General features: G+C 69.9%; 2 pseudogenes. Both read right to left on the bottom strand.

Annotated features, from left to right (window positions below):
- A pseudogene (locus JCM25156_RS31835) lies at positions 1 to 361 on the bottom strand (hypothetical protein); the annotation flags it as partial.
- Between the two features lie 54 nt (positions 362 to 415).
- Positions 416 to 691 (bottom strand): annotated as a pseudogene (locus tag JCM25156_RS31840) (tetratricopeptide repeat protein); the annotation flags it as partial.

The raw sequence follows: 691 nt of genomic DNA on the forward strand, positions 1-691 counted from the left end.
CCCGCAGATAGGGCACATCCGCCCCCGCATGGCCGGGCGTGCGATGCAATGCGCGCGGCAGGCTGAGGAACGGGCAATGCCAGTCATGCGCGGGCAGGGGGCGGCGTTCATCAAACACACGCCGCACGCAGCCCATGCGCCGGATCAGGCCATGCAGCGTTTCGGGGGCCTGCACGAACACGCGCGCGCCCATGCCCGCCAGAACGGGCAGGAAGCGCAGCATCATCAGCCATATCCCCCAGCCCCCCTTCACGCGTGACCAGAACGGTGCGCCCGCGCAGATCCGCATCCGGCTCCAGCACCGGCAGCAGTTGGGCCAGCGGCAGGCGCAGGCGGCCGGGCAGGCGGTGACGCCATTCATATTCCGCCCATCCCCGCGCCATCTGCCCGGTCTTGAGCAGGGTCAGCGCGTGATTCATGCGAAGCTGCGCATCCTCCGGGCGCAGGGCAAGGCGCGGGCATGGGCCTGTAGCGCGGCGTCGGGCCGGTTCCATGCCGCGAGCAGATGCGCGAGGTTGGCGTGCGTCATGGCGCTGTCAGGGTGATGTTCAAGAATATAGCCCAGCAGATCCCGCCCGTCCGCAAAGGCCCCCTGTTCCATCAGGCACACCGCCATGAGGTTGCCGGTGGTGAGCTGCGCGGGGGAGAGCGCCAGCCCCTCGGCCAGAACGGCCTGGGCCTCCGCGCTCCG

Source organism: Komagataeibacter kakiaceti JCM 25156 (assembly GCF_000613305.1).